This window comes from Methylocystis rosea, from assembly GCF_003855495.1.
GTDB lineage: Bacteria > Pseudomonadota > Alphaproteobacteria > Rhizobiales > Beijerinckiaceae > Methylocystis > Methylocystis rosea_A.
The window spans coordinates 1,514,085-1,532,225 of the sequence record NZ_CP034086.1; the positions used below are offsets into that span (position 1 = coordinate 1,514,085).

The window sequence follows — 18,141 nt, forward strand, 5'->3', positions numbered from 1 at the left end:
CGCCGTTTCGCGACGGATGTGCCTTTTCTGCAACAGCAATTCTTTGACGCCGCGCCTTCCCCCACTCAGTTAGGCGTCAGGTCCGCTACTTGGGAATCGATATACGCCTTGATCTGTTGGGCCCAGATGCGATTGGCGAGGCCTGTGGGATGTCCGTCCCCGGGAATGATCAGGCTGTTGCGCGGATAGGCGCTGGCGTCGATCAAGGCGTTGACGACCAGCAGACCGCCCTGCCGCAATTTGCGCATGCCGCAACCGAACCTGCTAAAGCGTAGTTTTTCCGACTTAGGCTCTATCCGGCTGAAATCGTCTTGTCGGTTCGAGCCGCGGAGCGACGACCGACAGGCGCCAATTGGGGGACAAGTGAGATGACTTGGCCGTCGTCCGATGTTTCGTCATCGCTATCGTCGCCGGCTCTATTCTCTTGAAGCCGAACCCGCCCCAGATCTCTGCGAACGATGAAGACGAATATCACAAAGGCGCAAATCGACAGAGCGGCGACGACGACGTCGAGCGCCGCGAATGAGAGCACGCGTTGCGACGCGAGCTCATGTCCCATCAACGCCGCAGAGAGCGACCAACCCAACACGAGCAGCCTAAGCCCCTTCGGTTCGAATCCGCCGCTTGGCTGCTTTCCGCTATGGATCACGACAAGCAAATATTTGTATGAGCTCAGCAACAAATAGAGAGAGAGGACGAGCAACGCCGAGGGAATGGTGAAATACGGCGAGAAGCCAAGCGCCATGATGATCAGCGTTTGAGCGACGAGGTCGGCCGAGTTGTCGATGAAATATCCATAAAGCGGACGCGCGGCGCCACGGCGTTCTGAAACAGCGCGCACCAGATTCTCGCTCAGCCAATTGAGAGTCAGCCCCAGCGCGACCAGCGCGAGGAACCAGTTCGACCACCGACTGGCGATAAACCCGATGGCGACAAGGATGGCGCCGACGAGTCCCGCGTACGTCAGGTGATCAGGCGATATGGCGTCCGGAATATACCGCGCGACGAGGGCTGTGAGGCCCCCGCCGTCAGACGACTGGCGTTCTTTTTCCCTGAGGATGGGCATACGACCTCGGTCAATGCGCCAATCGACGTGACGGCGAATTTGCGATTGATTGGTCCCGCGCCGCAGCGGGACCATCACGCTATATATCAGCAATAATTTAAATATTTTGGACGGTTGCGCCCGGCGGGTCAATTGCTTTTGTTGGGCTGTCCCCCGATCGATGAAGGGCGACGGCTGTCAGATTCGGTTGGAGTTCGCCAGAGCGATTCAATTTTGCTCCTGCCGCAGCGCTGCCGCGCGCAGAGTCGCAATCACCTCGCCACAGCCGTCAGTCCTGCCGTTTCAATCGTGTGGCGCGCAATCATCGATTCCTCGTCGGTCGGCGTCACGAACACAGGGATGCGCGACTGGGGCGCCGAGATGACAAGGTCATTGCGGGAATTGGCTGCGCCGTCGAGCGTCAGCCCTAGCCAGCCGAGGCCTTCGACCACGCCGGCGCGCACGCGCGGCGAATTCTCTCCAATTCCGGCGGTAAATACGAGCGCGTCGAATCCGCCGATCGCCGCCGCGAGCGCCGCGATCTCCATTTTGATGCGATGAATAAAATAGGCGATCGCGGCTCGGGCGCGGGGTTCTTCGGAAGCCTCGAGCGTGCGCATGTCATGTGAGACGCCGGAAAGGCCGAGCAAGCCCGAGCGTTCATAAAGGAGATGCGACAGCTCCTCGGGAGTCATGCCGTCGCTCCGGAGCAGATAAAGCAGTAGCCCTGGATCGATCTGACCGCAGCGGGTGCCCATGGGCAGGCCTTCCAGCGCCGAGAAGCCCATGCTGGCGGCGATCGAACGCCCGCCTTTCATTGCGCAAAGCGACGCGCCATTGCCGAGATGCGCGACGATGACGCCGCCTTCGGCGTGAATTGGATCAATCATGCGCAGGCGCCGGGAGATATATTCGTAGGACAGTCCGTGAAAGCCGAAACGGCGCAGGCCACGCTCGTAGTAGGAATAGGGAAGCGCATAGGCGTCGTCGACGAAGGCGTGTCCGCGGTGGAAGGCCGTATCGAAACACGCGACCTGCGGCACATGCGGAAAGGCTTCCTTGGCGCCTTCGATTCCCGCAAGGTTATGCGGCTGGTGCAGCGGCGCGAGCGGAATGAGTTGGCGCAACTCCGCGAGCGCTTCCGTATCCACGATGACCGGCGCGGCGAAGCGTAGCCCGCCATGCACGACGCGATGGCCGATCGCGCTTACCGCCGCCGCCGGGTAAGCGTCTTCGATCCATTCGAAGATCGCTGCAATCGCCTGCCTGTGCGTGAGCTTGCCGGCGAGCGGCCTGTCGCTTATCTCTCCATTGACAATGGCGGCGCGAAAGCGCGGTTTTGCGCCGAGCCCTTCGACCGCGCCAGAAACGATCAGCCGCGGCCAGTCGGCGTCCGCCGCAAACAGGGCGAATTTCACCGAAGACGACCCGGCGTTAAGCGTGACGACGCGATCGGCCATATCCCCTCACGCCTCCAGGCCGCTACCAAACGCGGCGACGCTTCTCCGCTTCGAACGTCTTTCCAAGGTAGACGACGCGCTCCAGCCGCAGGTCGCCCTTGGGATGAAAGGCGTCGGGGCGCGGCTGCAACTCGCCGTTCTCGAATTCAAGGCCAAGCATCGCATAAGCGGCCGACAACATGCGCGCCGCCGCGCCGGTGTACCAGCTCCACCCGCCTCGCCCTTCATAACCCTCGCCACTATAGACGTCCGCCGGCTGCTGATGCGGCGGCAGGCCATAGATGTCGGCGGCGGCGGACGTCGCGAGCTTGGAGATCGGCGAGATCGCTATCCATGTCTCAAAGGCCTGGCGAAACAGTTCGTCGGCGGCGCGCGAGTCGCCGTCTTGTTGCGCCTGCGCGGCGAGCTTCGCCAGCGCGTCGACGAACCAGGACACGCCATGCGAATATTGGCCGCCGTTCTCCCGCACGCCTGGCGGATATTCGGCGCTGCGCCCGGGATAGGGCTGCGAGTGTTCATCGTATGGCGGATGGACGAGCAATATGCGATCGCCGAGACCAAGAACCTGAAGGGCGTTCTCGATCGCCTCGCGTCCACGCGCGGCGTCGACGGCGCGCGCCAGAGTCGGCCATGAGGACGTCATCGCGCTCATCGGCGCGACTTCCTCGCCATCATCGGCATAGGCGCGGATGTAGCGATCGCCGCGCCAGCAGTTCTCGAGCGCGGTCCGAAGCTTCGCGGCGCGTTCACGATAGCGCTCGGCGCGGTCGGCGTCGCCCTTCGCCTCGAACAGCGGCGCGATGTCGAGGAGGATCCCGTGCAGGAAGAAGCCAAGCCAAACGCTCTCGCCGCGGCCTTCCTCGCCGACGAGATTCATGCCGTCGTCCCAGTCGCCCGATCCCATCAGCGGCAGGCCATGCGCGCCGAACCGGTCGAGCGTCCAGTCGATGCCGCGCGCGCAGTGGCCGAGCAGCGTATCCTTGTCGCGCGACGTCAACGGCACGGTGGCTTCGCCTTCCTGATCCTTGGGGACGGGACTTGCCTCGAGGAAGGTCTCGACTTCGTCGAGGATGGCGTAGTCTCCGCTCCCGCGGACATAGCGAACCGTCACATACGGCAACCACAAGTGCGGATCCGACGCATGCGTGCGGTCCGCGAGGCCCGTGCCGCCATTGGGCGCGCGATGCCACCATTTGCAGGCGTCGCCCTCGATATATTGATGCGCGGCGTGCAGCAGAATTTGAGCGCGCGCGCGTTCGGGCGCGAGATGGATGAGGGGGATCACGTCCTGCAGCTGGTCGCGATAACCCGTGGCGCCGGAACGCTGCGAGGGTCCCGTGCGTCCCCACAAGCGCGCGGCGAGCAATTGATAGGGCAGCCAGTCGTTGACGAGGCGGTCGAAATCGGGACGATTGGTCTTGATGCGCAACACGGACAATTGGTCGTCCCATGCGCGCGCATTCGCCTCGAGTTCGGCATAGGCGTGGTCGGGATCGCGCGCATAATCGGCGAGCCGCTTCGCGTCTTCGATCGTGGTCGTCTGTCCAAGCGCCACGACGACGACGGCTTCTTCTCCGGCAGGCACGTCGATCGCGCCGCTGAACGCGGCGACTTTCCGTTCATGCGCGGGCGCGCCCGCGTCCGGATGGCCGTGCTCGACCATGTAAGGCAGGTAGGGATCGCGGCTCTCATGCCCCAGGAAGCGGCGACGCGACGTCTCGGCGAATTCCGCCGGTATCGACGTCGTCACAAAGGCCCAGCCCTGCACGAAATTATTGCGAGGATTGCGGAAGTAGATCGAATGCACATTTTCGTCGATGATCGATTCAAGAACGCCGAGACTTTCGTTCGGCGTTTCCGCCAATACGATTTCCATTGACGGCGTGATCTGCAGCAGACGCTCATGGTCGGTCTTGTTGCGTATCTTCAGGATCTTGAACTCGATCGGCTGCGTGGGGCTGACGAATACGGTCATCTCGAGTTCAAGATGATCGCGCTCGGCGTGAAAAACCGCGGCGCCCGGCGAAAACGTCACCTGATATTCCGCGTCGCGACGGCGCAGCGGAACGAAGGTTGGACTATGCGCGTCGGTTCGGGCGAGATCATAGACGTAGATCCTTTGCCCAGCCGGCGCCATGCGGCCCTCGCCCATGCGAAACGGGGTGAAGCTGTTCAGTCGCGAATTGCCGTGAAAGGAAAAAATTTCGCCGTCATTCGTGAGCACTGCGCCCTGTCCGAAAGCGTTGGCGATGACGTGGCCGAAAGGACGCGGCGTTCCGGGCGCAAGCGCGACGCTCCGGCCGTCTGGCGAAAAGGCGTAGCGCGGCTTCTTGGGCGGGGGCGGCAGGATGAGCCCACGGCGGCGCGACAACGCCCTGTTCAGCGTCTCAGGCGCGACGGGGGCGATCCCCAGATGCCGTGCAATGGAATCCGTCGCGCGTCCCATGTCGCGCGCCCAGCCGTCGACCATGATCAGTTCCGTCGCGCCGGCGGCCGCGAGTTCGACTTCGACGCGCAGACTGGCGCAGGGCTCGAAGCCATAGAGCAGACCTTCGTCCTTCGGATCACGGGGCGCCGCCAGTCCAAGCAGGCTGTCCGGCGCATAGGTCGATCCCATTCCATAGAAACGCGACTTCACATCCTCATAGCCGACGACGGAGATCTTCGCGTCAGCGCCTGCGCCGATGGCGTGAAAGCCGATTTCCGGGGACAGCCTGCGATCGGACTGGCGCCGCGCCCCGCCCTTGAGCAAACGGTTCTGGGCGAAAATCGCGTTCAGCGATCGAACGTACCAAGTGCCGATGTGAATCGCGTTATACGCGGCGTCGCGAAGCTCGACGCCGGTCTCGTTGAGCACCCATTCACGCAGCGACGCCAGCATCAATTTACGATGACGCTGCTCGAGATTGACGATCTTCAGTCGGGTGATCTCGACCGCCTCGTCGGCGGCGAGCGAAACGCTCGCTTCGATCGCGAATCCGTTGCGCTCCGCCATGAAGAACAGGCAGTTCTCGCCGGCGTCGGTGAGCGACGCCTGAGTGGCTCTGCAGCGCGTCGGCGCCTCGCCGATCGACCATAGCTCGCCGCCGTCTTCACGCAGAAAAAGGAAACGTCCGCGCGGGTGGGCGTGATCGTCCGGGCGTCGCGTCAAGTCGATTGGAGGGCCGCCGCGCGCCACGCCTTCAATGCGCATGGCGCCCTGCCCGTCCTGAAACCACTCGCTGATCATCAGCCCGTTGGTCAGTTTTAGCGGCCGCGAGCCCGGCACGCCGCCAGCGCCGGTAATGCCTTCAATCGTCACTTTCTGCGCGCGTGCAAGCCGTCCCAGAAGGAAGAGGACAAGGCCGAAGGCGACAATGCCGGCGTAGATCAGATATCCGCTGACAAGATAGGCATAGGACGGCGGCCGCGTCTGCGACATCTGCTCGGCGGCGCTCCACGCCTTGTCCCATTCGGCCCCGCGCGGGATATAGAAGGGCAACAGCAGCGGCGCCCAGGTGCCAAAGCGGCGGATGCCTTCGGGGATCGCGCGGCTTGTTTGCGCCTTTCCAAGGAAGCGCGCGGCTTTCTCATCAGCGACGTCGCCGCCGACGAAGGACAGATTAACGAGCGTCGCGACGCGCAGGCCCATGTGGTCGAACCAGATCAGCACCCGCAGGGCGTCATAGGCGAGAAGCGCCGTGAAAATATCGAGGCTCCAGGCGCGAAAATCGGAGTCCGGCAGGATGTAGCTCATCCAGCTCGCGACGCCGGTGCGGATGAGTCCGTCCTGATTGTACCAGGCGGGGTCGGGCGACGCTTTCAGGAAGGAATAGATCACCGGCGCCATCCACAGGCCCCAGCGCAAAACGCGCACGGCGTTTTCGATGAGCATGTCGAGGCCTTGCCAGCTCGCGAGTTGGCGAAGCGGCTGCAGGCTGCGCTGAACGAGCGCTGTAAGAAAGAAAAGATTGATCGAAAAGAGCGGCGCGGCGAACACCCATTGGATGACGCCCGAGAGCGACTCGTCGAACAGCAGCCTCACGCCGCCGTCGACCCTGCCGAGATCCGTCGCGCCCCACTTCGAGAAGAGCGGTCGAATGACATATTCGGTGATGGGGCGTCCGTCCGCGCCATAGTCGAGCGACGTGTAGGCGAAGAATTTCGCCGTGATGTTCTCGACCTGCCCCGCGTCGAGATACCAGGCGACGGCGCCGGCGACGAGCGCGCCGAGAAGCGCGCCCAGCGAATAGACGCGCCAACTGCGCAGATGCTGCCGGCGCCCTTGCGTCAGCGCCGCGAAATCAAACGCCGCATCGACGCCGGCATAGGCGAGCGCTCCCGCGGCCGCGCCGAACAGAAACCGCCCGCTCCCGCTCGCCTCGGGAAGCCCAATCATCAGGGCTAATCCGATGGCCGCACCGGCGACCGCGCCGCGAAAATAGTTGGACGGATGCAGATAGAGTTCTTCGACGCGCGCAAAGAAGGGCGGAGTCGAATCGGTGCTCTCCACGATGGCGCGCGCGAGCGGAAAAAGCGCGGCGCCGATCAGCGCGCCGCCGATCGGGCCGGAGGCTGAAATGACGGCGACGGCGGGCGCAAAAGACACGACCAGACCGACCGCGAGCAGCAGCGCCATGAACACAAAGCCATAGACGGCGCCCTTTTCGGCGCCCGTCCGCCAATCATGGAACACGACGACCTGCAGCGACGGCGTCGCGCGCAAAAGGCCAGCCATCGCCTGGGTCACGAGATAGGTTTGGCCCCATAATCCCGCTTGCGCGAGCGCCGCCGCCACCGTCGCGACCAGCGCCGTCACCGGATAGGGCAAATAAGGTGCGACGAAATACGAGACCGAGGTCGCGATGTAGGGCGTCAGCGAAGCGACGAAGGCCGAGGCGAGCAGAATGCTATGCGGACGCCATTGGCGGGGCAAGAAACGACCGAGCGCGAGGGGGATGCCGACGACAATCGATTCGTTGAGCAGAAACAGGACCAGCGTATGCCCGACGATTTTTCTGAAGGCCTCCGGAACGTCGAGGCCAAGGAGCAGCGCGCCGCCGATCTGGGCGACGGGCGGCGAGCCGAGAGCGATCAACAGGCTGAACTGCAGCGGCAAAACGAAGAGGGCGGCGCGCACCGCCATGCGCGAACGCGCTCTCAGCGTGACGACCCCGGCGAGATAGAGAAGGGTGGCGGTCGCCGCGCCGACCGGCGAGAGCCGGAACAGTTCGGCGAAGGTTTCCGGCGCTCGCCACAACAGACCGGCGCGGTCGCACAGCAGCGTAAACGTCGCGACAGCAAGGAAATCCACGGCGAAATCTGCCGCCTGGCGCGCGCTTTCCGAGGAACGGCGCAGCACGAAAATCGTCGCGCCGGCGAAAAACCCGGCCACGATCGCATGCTCGCCGCCGCCCGCCGCCTCCAGCGCAGCGAAGACCGCAAAGCCCATGCCGATCATAATGCGCTCGAACAATGCGCTGTTGACGTCCGATTCGCCGCGATTGACGGCCATGGATTTCCTCCGCGCCTTTTGTTGGATCCGGCGTTTTTTAGCGTTAATGGCCGGAATCAGCGGCGATCGTATGGAACCCCTTGCCGGAGGCGGGGGAAAAAGTCGACTCCCGCCTCCCTTCGTCGCGCTTGCGCTTCGCACCGCCGCCGAGAGCCGCTATAGTCCATAATGCTTTAATGCCCCGGCCGCGCAGCGAGGGCCACAGCGAGTGGACGACATGGAAGAGCCCCTGCCCGCGCCGCCAACCGACACGCGCGTCGCAGACCAACCGCACGCGTCCGCCGCCACGCCCGCCGAGCGTCTATCGCTTCTCGTCGAGCGCGAGCGCGTCGCCCGCAAAGGCCCGGCGGGTTCGCTTGACGAGCGTATGGCCAGTCTGTCCGGCGCGCTGCGCCGCGCGCGCCTCGAGAACGCGGAGCGCTCCGCCGCCATTTCCGATTTACGCGCCGCGGAAATCGCCCGGCTGGAAATGCTCGGCGAGGCTCTGTCGCCGGTTTTGGCGCAGGTGCCGCGCGACTGCGATATTTTCGACGTTGGCGTTGCGCCGGCGGAACGCCCGCGTCTGTTCATTGACCAGATCGGCTTCGTCGAGATGGATCGCGACAGGCGGACCTATCGCTTTCTCCAGGATACGCGCCACGGCCGGGTGACGCTTCGTGAGAGCGACAGCATCGACGACCTCGTCGAAGCGATCACCAGCTACATCGCGCATCGCCTGATCGAGCGCGAAAAGGCGCTGGCGGTCGATTATGCGAGCGGCGGCGCGGCGCAGGCGCTTGGCGTGAAGATCGCCGCGGCGCGCGAGAGGGCGAACGCGCGCGAAAACGACAAATCTCTCACCGGAAAAACGACTCGCGCAGCCGCGTTCATCGCCGAGTTTTTTGGCGCGACCGCTTTCTTCGCATTCCTGGCAGTCTTGGCGGCATGGATCTATCGCGCCTATTTCGCAGGCTAGGCTTTCATAGCTGAACGGACTCGAGCTCAACGACCTCCCCAGCGTCGTTCAGTCCACGCCTACGCAGCGAAATCCTGACGCCGTCAGCTTCGCGCTCGATCTGGTAAAGATTATAGGCGGCGCCCGGATAGTGCCCGCCGGGCCGCGCCGACGCCGAGGCGACGCCGACGACCGGCGTCCCGGCGCCGGATCCAGACAGACGATGCAGACTGGGCTTGTGATTGTGCCCATGCAGAACGAGTTCAGCGCCATGACGCGCGATGACGCTTTCGAATGCCGCGGCGTCTTCGAGCCCACGCAGCCGCCTGGCGCCGCCGACATGCGGCGGGTGATGAAGGCAAACGACGCGCGCAAGCCCCTGCGCCTTAGCGCGTTCCAGCAGATCCGCGAGCGCCGCCAGCTGAGTCGCCCCGAGCCGCCCGGAAGCGACGAATGGCGCCGTCGGCACGCCGGTGTCGAGACCGATCAGCGCGACGCCGCCGCGCCGGCGCAAATAGGGAAAGCCCGCGACTTCGCTCTCGCTGCTCGTCCAAGGCGCGAAAACTTCGCGAACGAGATCGGTCACGCTCGCCACATAAGCGTCGTGATTTCCGGGCGTGAAGCTCACGTCGCCTGGGGCGCCCAAAGAGGCGAGCCAGTCTTTGGCGAGTGCGATTTCGCCGGGAAGTCCGATGTTGACGATATCGCCGGTCATGACGACATGGTCAGGCGCCTGCGCCTTAATATCGGCGACGATTTTGCCGAGCACGCCCATATCGTGCTGATCGCCGCGCTTATAAAGCCAGTTCACATAGCCCGTGACGCGCTTGCCAAGCAGCTCCGCAAGATTGGGCCGAGGAATTGGGCCGATATGCGCGTCGGAAAGATGAGCGATCCGGAAGTTCAAGAATCCTCGCTAACTGCCTGTTGCGCGCGCGGCGCTTTCCTCATCGAGATGGGTCAGCGACACTAGAGCTTTCGCGTGTCATTTGCCATAGTTTCGGGCGATCGGAGGCGGTTTTGACGAAGCCTGAAGAAGGACGCGCGGCGCCATCGAGGCGCACCCGCTTTGCGTCGCGACTCATCTCTTTTGGCGCTCGCTTTCAGCGTCCCATGACCCTGGGCGTGCGCGGCCTCGTCGTTGATGAAAGAAACCGCGTGCTGCTTGTCCGGCATACTTATGTGGAGGGCTTTTACTTGCCGGGCGGCGGCGTCGAAAGCGGCGAAACGCTTGTCGAGGCGCTCGAGCGCGAGCTGAGCGAGGAGGCGAATGTCCTGCTCGATGCGCCGCCTGAACTGTTCGGCATGTATTTCAATCGGCGGTTCTCGATGCGAGACCACGTCGCGCTTTACGTTGTGCGCGCGTTCCGCCTCACTGCGCCGCGCGCGCCGGACCGCGAGATCGCAGAGGCGGACTTCTTCGCGCTCGACGCTCTGCCAGCGGATACGACCGCAGGGACGCGGGCGCGGCTGTCCGAGGCGCTCGAGAACACGCCTGTCTCACCTTATTGGTGAACGCGTGACGGCGCCGGCTCCAGCGCACAAGGCGCGCAGATCGCGCCAGCCATACGCGATATCGGGGAGGACCACGCCCTCGATGTCCCACACGCCCTCGACGCCGACAGGCTCCGCGCCAAGCGCTTCATAAAAGCCGCGGGCCTTCGGCGAGTCGCGCAAAACCCAAACGGCGGCGCTCGCACAGCCGGCTGACATCAGATGCTCCGCGAGGCGCTCCACCAGGCGCCTGCCCAATCCCCGGCGCTGGGTCCGCTGCAGCAGGTAAATCGACGCGATTTCGCCCTCGAAGCCAAGTGGAACGAGCTTTGGATTGGACTGGCGACTGCAGCGGGCGAACCCCACCGGAGACTCGCCCTCGCAGGCGATGAACACCGCCTGAGCGCCTTCGCTAGAGCCGATCCGCTCCCCCCAGCGCCGCGTCCAATCGTCGAGATCGATCGACGCCAGCGCCTCGGCGCGCATTACCCCGAGGTAGGTCTCCCGCCAGGCCTTGGCGTGAATTTCGGCGATGGATCGGGCGTCCTCAATGCTTGCCCGGCGCAAGCGATACTCCGCCATTGGCCTCTCTCCGCCTATAGCGTCGCATAGCGGCATGTCGCGGCGCAACGAGAGGTTTTGCCGCGCAGACGGCGCGTGATATGGCCTGCGCTCAGGGTCAAGCCGCCACATGATCGATCTCGCCGTAAAATTCGCGCCGCTGACGGCCGCAGACGACGCGCATATTGAAAAGCTCGACGAACGCGCGTTCGGTCCGGGCCGGTATGCGCGTACGGCCTATCGCTTGCGCGAAGGCGTCGAGCCCGACCGTTCGCTGTCCTTTGTCGCGCGGATCGGGACGCTGCTTGTCGGCGCGAACCGCATGACGCCTATCCTCGTCGGGTCATCGCCAGCGCTTTTGCTTGGACCGCTGACGGTGGAGCCGGCGTTTCGTCAGCAGCGCGTCGGCGAGACGCTCGTTAAATATTCGCTGGACGCCGCGCGCGGCGCCGGACATGGGCTCGTCCTGCTCGTCGGCGACGAGGACTATTATGCGCGGCTGGGATTCGCGCCTGTGCCGCGGGGCAAAATTACGATGCCCGGTCCCGTGAACCCGGAGCGCCTGCTCTATTGCGAACTCCGCCCTGGCGCGCTCGCTGAGGCGAACGGCAGGATGCGGCGCGCATGACGTCGCGCGCGCAGACCATCATCGAGAAATATGACGAGCTCGTCGCGCAAGGCGCGCTGGAACGCGACGCGTCGCAGCGCGCAGCGATCGAGAGGCTGCAAGCGCTCGCCGACGCTCTCTCAGGCCGCAGGCCGAAAAGCGCCAGTGTGACGCAAGCGCTCCTCGCGACCTTTCGCCCTCGAGCGCGGCCGGCGCGCGGCCTCTACCTCTGGGGATCGGTCGGGCGCGGCAAAACTTTTTTGATGAACCTGTTCTTCGGCGCGCTTCCGGTCGAAAAGAAGCGGCGCGCGCATTTTCACGCCTTCATGGCGGATGTGCACGATCGGCTGCATCGGCTGCGTCAGAAGCCCCATAATAAGGACGCCGATCCGGTGAGCTGCGTGGCGCAGCAAATCGCGCAGGAAACCCGTGTGCTCTGCTTCGATGAGTTCGCCGTGCACGATATCGCGGACGCCTCAATCGTCGCACGGCTGTTTTCGTCGCTGCTCGAGTCGGGCGTCGTCATTGTCGCGACGTCCAACGTCGAGCCTTCGCGGCTTTACGAAGGCGGCCGCAATCGCGATCTGTTCCTGCCCTTTATCGCCATGTTGCAGGAGCGAATGGACATCCTGCGTCTCGAAGCGCCGAACGATTATCGGCAGCGGCGCGAAGATCTCGGGCAGGTCTATTTCACGCCCGCCGACTCTTGCGCCAGATCAGCGATTGACGCGCTCTATGCGACGCTCGCAGGCGGCGCGGCGGAAACGCCCGCGACAATTGAGGTCAAGCGACGCCGCATCGACATTCCACAGACGGCGGGCCGCGTCGCGCGTCTGAGCTTCACGGCGCTCTGCGGTCAACCATTGTCGGCGGCGGACTATATGGCGATCACGGAGAGGTTCGACGCAGTGATTGTCGAAGACGTTCCAACAATGGCGCCTGAACAGCGGAATGAAGCGCGCCGCTTCATCACGCTGATCGATGTCCTTTACGAGGCGCGCGTCCTCCTGGTCGTTTCCGCTGCGGCGGAACCTTCCGAACTTTACCGCGTGGGCTTTGGCGCCGAGGCGCGCGAATTCGAGCGCGCGGCCTCTCGCCTGATGGAAATGCGCGGCAAAGATTACATCGACGCCCGCGCCGCGCTCATGGCTTCGACATGCAGTCCTTGATGTCGCTGGCGCGCTTCATCAGCTCGAACCGATCGGCGCAATAGCGTTCGAGATCCGGCCGTTTCGCGGGATCGGTCGCCGCGGAGCGAATGCCGACAGCGCCATCGAGCAGTTCTTTTTGCGCAGCATGGACCTGAGAAGGCGGCAGTTGTCCCGAGCAGGCCTCATAGCGCTTGAGCAGCGCGTCACACTGCGGGACGCCGGTTGGATCAACCGCGAAAGCCGGCGTGGCGGCAAGCAGGAAAACGAAAGCGAGACGATGCTTCACTGGCGCGGGATCCTCCGGTTATGACCCGCGCCATATAGCATTTTGGTCGGCCGTGAGGCATCAAAAGACGAGAGCGGCGGGCCTTTCTTTGGACCCGCCGCCCCGAAGTCTCCAGCGCCTTCGTGTCTCGCGGACGCCGGAGCGTTCCTTGCGCCTTGGCTACAGCCCCGCCAGATAGCGCGTAGGATCGACGGGCGTCGAACCCTTGCGCAGTTCGAAGTGAAGCTGCGGCGAGCCGACATTGCCCGATTGGCCGGATTTGGCGATCGTCTGACCGCGCTTGACCTGATCGCCACGCTTGACGTCGAGTTCGCCATTGTGGGCGTAGGCCGAAACGAAGCCGTTGGGATGGCGAATGAGCACTAGATTGCCGTAGCCCTTGAGCTCACTGCCGGCGTAAGCGACGACGCCGCCTTCGGCAGCCTTGACTTGCGTACCCTCAGGCACCGCGATGTTGATCCCGTCGTTGCCGCCCGTCGTGAAGCCCTGAATGATGCGCCCGCGCGCGGGCCAGCGGAACTCGGGCCGACCTTCGTCGGACGCCACCGCTTTCGTGTCGGTCGCCGGGGGAATGGAGGCGGTCGCGGTCGTATCTACTTTGCGAGCGCTCGGCGTTTCCGGCGGCGTTTCAGCGACAACGGGCTTGCTGCGCGCTTCGGCGATCTTGGGTTCAGCTTCCGGCGCTTCGACAGAAGCCGACCCACGCGCGATCCGCTCGGTTTTGACCGGGCGCCCCGGCGTTGCGGCGGCGATGCGCGCCTCCGCTTTGACAAGCGTCTTCTCCGGCGCCGCTTTGGCGACGGTCTTCGTCTTCTCAGCCGGCTTGGCCTTCGCCGGTTCTACTTCGGCCTTGCGCACCGGCTTCGCCTGCTCCGCCGGCTTGGCGGCGGCCACAGGCTTCGCCAGCGCCGCGGACTTCGCGGCGACCGGCTTGATCTCGGCTGGGGCGGCGGCGGCTTTGGCCGGAGCGGCGGGGACGCGCGCGGCCATGACCGGAGCGCCGCCGGCGCGATAGACCGGTATCACCAGACGAGAGCCCGGCTGAACCTGGGATGCGACGTTGAAGCCGTTGGCGCGCAGCAGCGCGTCGGTGGGCACGCCGTAGCGGGTGGAGAGCAATGCCGCCGTCTCGCCCTGCGCGACAACGACCGGGGTGCCGCCTTCGGCGCTCCAGTGGCCTGCGGCGCCGGCGACTGCAACGCTCTTTGGCGACGACTGCGTCGCTGACGTAGCGGTTCGCGCCATCGAAGCGCCGCCGCTTGGAGCAGCGGTCGCGCTAGCGGCGGCGGGAGCCGGCAATGGACGGGTTTCCACCGTCGATGACGGCGCCCTCTGCGCAGGCGCGTCAGTGATCGCGCCGACTGGCGCCCGATCGACGCCGAGCGAGGCGGTCTTGGCCGAGCCTGAGAAGGGGTCGGCAAAGGGATCGGCTCCGAAGCGCGAGGCGTCCGAGCAGCCGGCGACAAGGGCGGCGACGCCAACGGCCGCCATGAACCGCACAGCGGCGCGGGAATAAGCAATATGATGCTTGGTAACCATGACGCGACCCACCCGAACGCAACATTGAACGGTCTTATGGGTAACAGCGCGCGGTTAAGGAGGCGTTTAAGATGAACGCAAAGCGTGCGCGACTGAAATTTTCAGCATGATGTTTAGAGCGCCTGCGCCAGTCCTGGGATGGCCGGCCCTAAGCGACACGGGCCAAGATCGGTCTCACGCAGTTCGCCGTCCTCATTGCGATCAAGCTTAATCAATCGTTCCTTCGCCCGCGCGCCAGCCGGCGCGTGCTCCCTTCGGGCGAAGAGCAATGCGCCGCCGGGGGTGAGCATCTGGATCAGCGCTGCAGGCGCGGCGCCGACCGAGGCCTGGACGAGGATTCTATCGAAGCGTCCAAGCTCGCGAGGCGGATCGAGGCCGTCGGCGAAAATCGCCTTGGCGTTTTCGGCGCCGTGGGCCGTCAAACGGCGCGAGGCTTCGATCGCGAGCGTCTCGAACCGCTCGAGGCTTATGACCTCGCTTGCGAGCTGCGCGAGCGCCGCCGCGCCATAGCCCGACCCCGCGCCGACCTCCAGCACCCGATGGCCGCGGCCGATCTTGAGCGCCTCGAGCCTTCTGGCAAGTTCGACCGGACGCGACATGGTCTGCCCGCAGCCGATCGGCAGCGAGAGATTGCGGTTCGCGAGATCGCGAAATCGGTAGGGCGCGAACGCCTCCCGCGGGGTCGCCTCGATCGCGCGCAAGACCGAAAGATCGCGCAGCCCCGCCTGACGCAAGGTCAGCAGCAGCGCCGCGCGCTCCTCGAATTGGCTGGCCTGGCGCGCGCCGGCCTCCTCGGTCATTCCTTGCCCTCAAACGCCGCCGCGAGCCGCGTCACCGTCGGGTGATCGGTGAAATCCAGCTGCAGCGGTGTGATCGAGATTTTCTTTTCTTCGAGCGCCAGCAGATCGGTGCCCTGCCCCGGCTTGAAGTCGCCGCGCTGGAAAGTGATCCAGTGATAGGGATTGCCGCGGCCGTCCTTGCGGTCCTCGATCCGCATGATGTCGCTGCTGCGCCTGCCCTGCATCGTAATCGCGACGCCCGCGACGTCCTGGGGCGCACAATGCGGAAAATTCACGTTCATCAACACGTTCTTCGGGATGCCCGCCGCGAGCAGGCGGCGCACGACCTCAACGCCATGCGTCGCCGCGCATTCCCAGTGGACCGTCCGGCGGTCTGCAAAAAAATCATAGACCTGGGAAAGCGCAATCGACGGAATGCCCAGAATCGTGCCCTCCATCGCTCCGGCGATGGTGCCGGAATAGGAGACGTCCTCGGCGACATTCTGGCCGCAGTTGACGCCGGAAATGAGAAGATCGGGCGGATGATCGAGCATCAGCTTGCGCAGGCCCATGATGACGCAATCGGTCGGCGTTCCCTTGAGCGCGAAGTGTCGCGGCGAAATCTCCCGCAATCGCAGCGGATCGTTGAGCGAGAGCGAATGCGAAACGCCCGATTGCTCGAATTCCGGCGCGATGACGAAAATATCGTCGGTGAATTCGCGCGCGATCGCCTCCGCGATGGCGAGGCCGCGCGCGTGAATGCCGTCGTCATTGGTGATGAGAATGCGCATGCTTACAGCGGTTTCGCCTCGCCTGGCGGGCGCCTGAGGAGCCCGAGTTTCTTTGGACGATTCGACGCCGAACGTCCACAATGACCCTATATCGGCTCGCCTCATTCTCTGGAGGAAATTTGATGCGCTTACGACTTGCGCTTTTGCTCGCGGCGGCGATGAGCGCCGCTCCCGGCGGCGGCGCCGCTTTTGAGGCCTATGTGGCGGCGGTGATGCCGCTGCGCGTGAGCCCGAGCTCGGACGCGAGGCCGGTCACGACGATGGCGGCGAATATTCCCTTCAATGTCCTGGGCTGCGGCCGCTGGTGCCAGGTGCAATATGGCGGGACGATGGGTTATGTCCCAGCGCCGCTGGTCATCCCCGGCGCGCCGCCGACCGCGCCCGGCTCTGGCCTATTGGGGTTTCTGGCGGCCCCCGTGGTGCTGCCCGTCGCGGCGCCGGGCCTGCTCAGCGACGGCTATGCGCCGCGCGCCGATTACGGCTATGGCTGGACGCCGTTTTTTGGGACGTCGCCCGAGCCCTACTGCGAAGAGCCCGCGAGACGCGGGCGCTGCGTCCACCGACATTCAGCTCGGGATGCGCGTGAGCCCGCCCATGTAAGGCCGAAGGACGCGCGGAACGTCGACTGAGCCGTCGGCCTGCTGATAGTTCTCCAGCACCGCGACCATGGTGCGGCCGACCGCGACGCCGGAGCCGTTCAGCGTATGGACGAAGCGTGGCTTCCCGTCAGCGGGTCTATAACGGGCGTTCATGCGCCGCGCCTGAAAGTCGCCGCAGACCGAGCATGAGGAAATCTCGCGATATTTCTCCTGCCCTGGCAGCCAGACTTCGAGGTCGTAGGTTTTTTGGCTCGCGAAGCCCATGTCGCCGGTGCAGAGCACGACCTTGCGATAGGGCAGCTCCAGAAGCTGCAACACCTTCTCGGCGCACCCCGTCATGCGCTCATGTTCTTCGAGCGAATCTTCCGGCGTCGTGATCGACACGAGTTCGACCTTGTAGAACTGATGCTGGCGGATCATGCCGCGCGTGTCCTTGCCGGCGGCGCCCGCTTCGGCGCGGAAGCAATAGGTGCCGGCGGTCATGCGCATCGGCAATTGCGCTTCGTCGAGGATGGATTCGCGCACGAGATTGGTGAGCGGCACTTCCGCGGTGGGGATGAGCCAGTAATTCTTGCCCTGCATTAATTGGCCGGTCCGAGTTTGCACATCGCGGTCCTCGGGAAGAGTTCCTTTATCAAACTCGTCGACAGCTTGATTGAAAGCCTCGCTGACGAAGAGCTCATTTGTCGCCAAGAACTGATCCTCGCGAAACTTCGGCAATTGCGCCGTGCCGAACATCGCGTCGTCGCGCACCAGCAGCGGCGGGCTCACTTCCATATAGCCGTGCTCATTCGTATGCAGATCGAGCATGAATTGCGCCAGCGCGCGCTCGAGCCGCGCCAGACCGCCCTTGTTGACGACAAAACGCGCGCCGGAAATTTTCGCCGCCGTTTCGAAATCCATCAGCCCGAGGCCTTCGCCGATTTCGAAATGCTCTTTCGGCGTGAAGTCGAATACGCGCGGTTCGCCCCAGCGCGCCACTTCGACATTGTCATGCTCGTCGGCGCCGTCCGGCACTTCTTCGAGCGGCGTGTTGGGAATGGCGGCGAGCGCAGCGTCGAGTTCGGCGATCGCATAGCGCTCGGTCTCTTCGAGCGCCGGCCAGTTTTCCTTGATCGTCGCGACTTCAGCCTTGAGCGCTTCGGCCCTGGCGGCGTCGCCCGCCTTCATCGCCGCCCCGATCTCTTTCGAGGCCGCGTTGCGGCGCTCCTGCGCGCGCTGCAATTCGCCGATCGCCGCACGCCGTGCATCGTCAAAGGCGAGAAGCTGCGTCGACAGGGGCTCCAGCCCGCGCCGCACGCGGCCGCGGTCGAAAATTTCAGCGTTCTCGCGAATCCATTTGATGTCGTACATGAGTGAACTATCCGCCGCTCCCTTCTCCCGCTTGCGGGAGAAGGTGGC

General features: G+C 64.4%; 16 protein-coding genes. 5 read left to right on the top strand and 11 right to left on the bottom strand.

What is annotated here, in order from left to right; genetic code table 11:
* Window positions 1–65: 65 nt before the first annotated feature.
* The 4 genes from EHO51_RS07335 to EHO51_RS07350 all read right to left on the bottom strand — a co-directional run bounded on the left by EHO51_RS07335 (window position 66) and on the right by EHO51_RS07350 (window position 7,999).
* On the bottom strand, window positions 66–248 hold the full coding sequence (locus tag EHO51_RS07335; protein ID WP_124738340.1) for a hypothetical protein: 183 nt from the start codon (window positions 246–248) through the stop codon (window positions 66–68).
* A gap of 44 nt (window positions 249–292) precedes the next feature.
* On the bottom strand, window positions 293–1,066 hold the full coding sequence (locus EHO51_RS07340) for a hypothetical protein (protein ID WP_124738341.1): 774 nt from the start codon (window positions 1,064–1,066) through the stop codon (window positions 293–295).
* 251 nt (window positions 1,067–1,317) lie between these two features.
* Window positions 1,318–2,505, bottom strand: coding sequence for an acetate/propionate family kinase (locus EHO51_RS07345; RefSeq protein ID WP_124738342.1), 1,188 nt, complete (start codon window positions 2,503–2,505; stop codon window positions 1,318–1,320).
* Window positions 2,506–2,527: 22 nt separating this feature from the next.
* Window positions 2,528–7,999: a GH36-type glycosyl hydrolase domain-containing protein gene (locus tag EHO51_RS07350; protein WP_124738343.1), complete on the bottom strand. Its 5,472-nt coding sequence runs from the start codon at window positions 7,997–7,999 to the stop codon at window positions 2,528–2,530.
* Between the two features lie 217 nt (window positions 8,000–8,216).
* Between EHO51_RS07350 and EHO51_RS07355 the strand changes: the two genes are divergently transcribed.
* Complete coding sequence (locus tag EHO51_RS07355; protein ID WP_124738344.1) at window positions 8,217–8,954, top strand: hypothetical protein; 738 nt, start codon at window positions 8,217–8,219, stop codon at window positions 8,952–8,954.
* A gap of 4 nt (window positions 8,955–8,958) precedes the next feature.
* Here the strand turns inward: EHO51_RS07355 and EHO51_RS07360 are convergent, their stop codons facing one another.
* The gene (locus EHO51_RS07360) at window positions 8,959–9,840 is read right to left on the bottom strand and encodes a metallophosphoesterase family protein (protein ID WP_124738345.1); all 882 of its coding nucleotides are present in this window, start codon (window positions 9,838–9,840) and stop codon (window positions 8,959–8,961) included.
* A gap of 206 nt (window positions 9,841–10,046) precedes the next feature.
* On the opposite strand from EHO51_RS07360, the gene EHO51_RS07365 reads away from it, so the two are divergent.
* Complete coding sequence (locus EHO51_RS07365) at window positions 10,047–10,448, top strand: NUDIX domain-containing protein (protein WP_124738346.1); 402 nt, start codon at window positions 10,047–10,049, stop codon at window positions 10,446–10,448.
* Here the strand turns inward: EHO51_RS07365 and EHO51_RS07370 are convergent.
* Complete coding sequence (locus tag EHO51_RS07370) at window positions 10,434–11,009, bottom strand: GNAT family N-acetyltransferase (RefSeq protein ID WP_124738347.1); 576 nt, start codon at window positions 11,007–11,009, stop codon at window positions 10,434–10,436. The genes EHO51_RS07365 and EHO51_RS07370 overlap by 15 nt on opposite strands.
* Before the next feature lie 109 nt (window positions 11,010–11,118).
* On the opposite strand from EHO51_RS07370, the gene EHO51_RS07375 reads away from it, so the two are divergent.
* Both EHO51_RS07375 and zapE read left to right on the top strand, forming a co-directional pair.
* Window positions 11,119–11,616: a GNAT family N-acetyltransferase gene (locus tag EHO51_RS07375; protein ID WP_124738348.1), complete on the top strand. Its 498-nt coding sequence runs from the start codon at window positions 11,119–11,121 to the stop codon at window positions 11,614–11,616.
* On the top strand, window positions 11,613–12,764 hold the full coding sequence (gene zapE, locus EHO51_RS07380) for a cell division protein ZapE (RefSeq protein ID WP_124738349.1): 1,152 nt from the start codon (window positions 11,613–11,615) through the stop codon (window positions 12,762–12,764). The genes EHO51_RS07375 and zapE overlap by 4 nt, the downstream gene beginning before the upstream one ends.
* On the opposite strand, the gene EHO51_RS07385 is transcribed toward zapE, so the two are convergent.
* The 4 genes from EHO51_RS07385 to surE form a co-directional block, all read right to left on the bottom strand.
* The gene (locus tag EHO51_RS07385) at window positions 12,739–13,032 is read right to left on the bottom strand and encodes a hypothetical protein (protein ID WP_041926724.1); all 294 of its coding nucleotides are present in this window, start codon (window positions 13,030–13,032) and stop codon (window positions 12,739–12,741) included. The two genes, zapE and EHO51_RS07385, sit on opposite strands and share 26 nt — an antisense overlap.
* Before the next feature lie 159 nt (window positions 13,033–13,191).
* Window positions 13,192–14,571, bottom strand: a complete 1,380-nt coding sequence (locus EHO51_RS07390) for a peptidoglycan DD-metalloendopeptidase family protein (RefSeq protein WP_124738350.1) — start codon at window positions 14,569–14,571, stop codon at window positions 13,192–13,194.
* A gap of 113 nt (window positions 14,572–14,684) precedes the next feature.
* Window positions 14,685–15,371 (bottom strand): protein-L-isoaspartate O-methyltransferase family protein, encoded by a 687-nt coding sequence (locus EHO51_RS07395; protein WP_124738351.1) that lies wholly within the window; start codon window positions 15,369–15,371, stop codon window positions 14,685–14,687.
* A complete protein-coding gene (surE, locus tag EHO51_RS07400) occupies window positions 15,368–16,141 on the bottom strand; it encodes a 5'/3'-nucleotidase SurE (RefSeq protein ID WP_029649977.1) in 774 nt (257 codons plus the stop codon). The genes EHO51_RS07395 and surE overlap by 4 nt, the downstream gene beginning before the upstream one ends.
* 122 nt (window positions 16,142–16,263) lie before the next feature.
* On the opposite strand from surE, the gene EHO51_RS07405 reads away from it, so the two are divergent.
* Window positions 16,264–16,770 carry an SH3 domain-containing protein gene (locus tag EHO51_RS07405; protein WP_164479367.1) on the top strand — a complete coding sequence of 169 codons (507 nt, stop codon included), beginning with the start codon at window positions 16,264–16,266 and terminating at the stop codon, window positions 16,768–16,770.
* Here the strand turns inward: EHO51_RS07405 and serS are convergent.
* Window positions 16,708–18,093, bottom strand: coding sequence for a serine--tRNA ligase (serS, locus tag EHO51_RS07410; RefSeq protein ID WP_124738353.1), 1,386 nt, complete (start codon window positions 18,091–18,093; stop codon window positions 16,708–16,710). The two genes, EHO51_RS07405 and serS, sit on opposite strands and share 63 nt — an antisense overlap.
* Window positions 18,094–18,141: the final 48 nt, after the last annotated feature.

Coding starts and splice junctions, on each gene's coding strand:
- EHO51_RS07335 (WP_124738340.1), bottom strand. CDS start 248: ATGCGCAAATTGCGGCAGGGCGGTCTGCTGGTCGTCAACGCCTTGATC.
- EHO51_RS07340 (WP_124738341.1), bottom strand. CDS start 1,066: ATGCCCATCCTCAGGGAAAAAGAACGCCAGTCGTCTGACGGCGGGGGC.
- EHO51_RS07345 (WP_124738342.1), bottom strand. CDS start 2,505: ATGGCCGATCGCGTCGTCACGCTTAACGCCGGGTCGTCTTCGGTGAAA.
- EHO51_RS07350 (WP_124738343.1), bottom strand. CDS start 7,999: ATGGCCGTCAATCGCGGCGAATCGGACGTCAACAGCGCATTGTTCGAG.
- EHO51_RS07355 (WP_124738344.1), top strand. CDS start 8,217: ATGGAAGAGCCCCTGCCCGCGCCGCCAACCGACACGCGCGTCGCAGAC.
- EHO51_RS07365 (WP_124738346.1), top strand. CDS start 10,047: ATGACCCTGGGCGTGCGCGGCCTCGTCGTTGATGAAAGAAACCGCGTG.
- EHO51_RS07370 (WP_124738347.1), bottom strand. CDS start 11,009: ATGGCGGAGTATCGCTTGCGCCGGGCAAGCATTGAGGACGCCCGATCC.
- EHO51_RS07375 (WP_124738348.1), top strand. CDS start 11,119: ATGATCGATCTCGCCGTAAAATTCGCGCCGCTGACGGCCGCAGACGAC.
- zapE (WP_124738349.1), top strand. CDS start 11,613: ATGACGTCGCGCGCGCAGACCATCATCGAGAAATATGACGAGCTCGTC.
- EHO51_RS07390 (WP_124738350.1), bottom strand. CDS start 14,571: ATGGTTACCAAGCATCATATTGCTTATTCCCGCGCCGCTGTGCGGTTC.
- EHO51_RS07395 (WP_124738351.1), bottom strand. CDS start 15,371: ATGACCGAGGAGGCCGGCGCGCGCCAGGCCAGCCAATTCGAGGAGCGC.
- surE (WP_029649977.1), bottom strand. CDS start 16,141: ATGCGCATTCTCATCACCAATGACGACGGCATTCACGCGCGCGGCCTC.
- EHO51_RS07405 (WP_164479367.1), top strand. CDS start 16,264: ATGCGCTTACGACTTGCGCTTTTGCTCGCGGCGGCGATGAGCGCCGCT.
- serS (WP_124738353.1), bottom strand. CDS start 18,093: ATGTACGACATCAAATGGATTCGCGAGAACGCTGAAATTTTCGACCGC.